The organism is Paraburkholderia sp. UYCP14C, assembly GCF_004197395.1.
Classification (GTDB): Bacteria; Pseudomonadota; Gammaproteobacteria; order Burkholderiales; family Burkholderiaceae; genus Paraburkholderia.
The window spans coordinates 1-2,193 of sequence record NZ_SELS01000205.1; the positions used below are offsets into that span (position 1 = coordinate 1).

Genomic DNA, 2,193 nt, shown 5'->3' on the forward strand with positions numbered 1-2,193 from the left:
AAGTATCACTGGCGGCGTTTCGTCAACTGGACGAAGGAAACGATCGATACAGAGATCGCCAAACTGCTCGGCGGCTACGGTTCGGAATTTGAAATCCGTTTTGCCTGAACACTTAACGTTGTCTAGGTGTCCAGAGTTAAATGGGCGACTCCACATCGAGAGAACTCTGTTCTTTGTAGTATCTGGAAATCCTAAGCACCTTATACGAGACAGGTGTTGCACTTCAGATTCGAGGTCGCCCATATAAAATGGAATACGAGTTAAAAAACGTCACGCCATCAAAATAGCTTCGGGCAGATGGTGCAAAGTTGATCCGCGCGTTCGGCTAGCTTCGGGCGAGTTTTGCGATGACGATGATGGCGGCCAGCTACAACCGGAAGCGGCTGATGTATTTCGGGAAAGCCGGAAAAAATGAATCGAATTCTCTTGCAGTCACCGCGTGGCGGAAGAATTCACTGAAAACCTCCGGTTATTCGAGGGCCCCGATGGTGGCTCTTGCAATGATCGGTTTGCAGCGGACGTACGTGCCGACGCACGGAGCTGCTCGCGCATCAACGAGGAGGAGCGCAATGCTTTTGACACTTTACTTTCCTTTGGCCGCGTCGTTGTCCGTGCGCGATCTGCCGGACGGTTTTCTCAGCAAGGTGCGCGACGGGGACCTGCCACAGGCGGGCGCGCAGGCGAGTCGATGGTCGGAGACAGCGCGCGGTGCCGCAGGTTCGCCCGAACTGCTGCGCCTGCATGCCGACATGCAGATGACACTCGGCGTCTGCGACGAGGCTGAAGAGCAATATCACCACGCGCAAAAGGCAATCCGCTCGTCGCGCCAAGCGATCCGCGCGGCGTCGTGCCGCAACGCCGGCTGGCAGGCGCTGTTCCGTCACCGGCCTGCTACGGCGCTGAAGTGTTTCGCGCGGCTGCTCGATGAGCCGAACGTCGAGGCGACGCAACAAGTTGAGGCGCAGCTCGGGATTGTGGGCGCTTTGCAGGAGTTCGGCCGCTCGCGCGATTCGAGCGATGCACTCGACAAACTCGTAGCCGTTGTTACCGAACCGTTGCTCAGCCACTGGCGCGAGATTGTCGTTAGTTTGCGTTTCGACCTCGCCGTGCAGCGCGAACTACGCGACGATGCACTGCTGACCGATCATGCGTACTGGCAGTCTGGCCTGGAAGTTTACCCGCTGCGCGCTGTAGGCGGAGCCGGCGGTTTCGGCCTGGCGGCGGCGAGCGACGAGGCCGACCTTCACGAGGTCGAGGCCTTGGACGTCTGCACGCCGCTGCTGAGGCAGCGCGTCCACTATTTGCGTCGGTTGCGCGCGCTTGCGCGTGGGGAACGTGCGGCACTTGACGCCATTTCCGCGCATCTCAGATGGGCCGAACAGCGCGGCTTCGGCGACTATCTGCGCACTGCGAGGCTCGAGGCGGTGCTGGCCGCGCTCACGTCCGACGCGCCGCAGTCAGCCGAGATGTTGCTCGAACCGCTGCGTCGGATCGAGCATGCGGCGTCGACTGGGCGCCGGCAGCTTGAGTATTTGTACGCAGTTGCGAAGACACATGAGGCGCTCGGGCGCAGCCGCGAAGCGATGCTGCTCTTCGGCCGTTACGCGCTGATCGCCGCGCAGTGCCTGCGCGACGATGCGCAAGCGTTGGTATCGTACGCGGGCAACGCCGCACGGCAGGCGCCGCAACTTGACGATGTGGCCGTGCGGCTGCCCACGCGCTATCGGCGCGCGTATCGCTATTTGCAGGAAAACCTCAACAGGCGCGATCTCTCGGTGCGTGAAGTGGCGGCGGAAGTGGGCGTGACCGAGCGTGCGTTGCAAAGCGCTTTCAGACATTCGCTGGGCCTTTCGCCAACCGAGCTGATTCGCCGACTGCGGATGGAGCGGATTCGTAGGGATCTACTCGACGATTCGCTCAACGGAGAGCGTACAGTATTGGACACGGGCAACAAGTGGGGCGTGGAGAATCGCTCAACACTCCTGAACAACTATCGCAAAGAGTTTCATGAGACACCTTCGGAGACACTCTGGCGCTGAGGAAGCTCAGAGGAGCTGATAATCATATAGTCGGCCCCACGCCGTTGTGGTGAAGCGGCGGGCGTAGAGTTGAGGTTCAACTGATTGCGGGTTTTCCGAAGGGGCCGAATTTGTCTGCGAGCCCCACCGGGAATGGCTTTCGGAGCTGGCGAGG

General features: G+C 60.4%; 1 protein-coding gene. It reads left to right on the forward strand.

Going from position 1 to position 2,193, the window contains the following annotated elements; genetic code table 11:
* Nucleotides 1-569: 569 nt before the first annotated feature.
* On the forward strand, nt 570-2,039 hold the full coding sequence (locus tag EVC45_RS44240) for a helix-turn-helix domain-containing protein (RefSeq protein ID WP_129964316.1): 1,470 nt from the start codon (nt 570-572) through the stop codon (nt 2,037-2,039).
* Nucleotides 2,040-2,193: the final 154 nt, after the last annotated feature.